The 213-nt window shown below is 39.0% G+C and carries 1 pseudogene; it reads left to right on the top strand.

The window, feature by feature from the left end:
• Positions 1-23 precede the first annotated feature (23 nt).
• A pseudogene (locus GQ590_RS12615) lies at positions 24-213 on the top strand (IS3 family transposase); the annotation flags it as partial.

The raw sequence follows: 213 nt of genomic DNA, 5'->3' as shown, positions 1-213 counted from the left end.
AAAATCATTCAGTTACTATTACTATGAGTTGTGCCATTGTTGGCTTAAGCCGTTGTGCTTACTATTATAAACCTAAGTTACAGGACGATTCGGTGATTATTTCGGTGTTGAATGCTATCACGGAAAGGCATTTACGTTGGGGTTTTCCTAAATGTTTTCATCGCATTAGAAAGCTCGGTTATCAATGGAATCGTAAACGGGTTTACCGGGTGT

The organism is Gilliamella sp. Lep-s35, assembly GCF_009795845.1.
Lineage (GTDB): Bacteria > Pseudomonadota > Gammaproteobacteria > Enterobacterales > Orbaceae > Gilliamella.
This window is presented reverse-complemented; position numbering and strand designations above follow the sequence as displayed.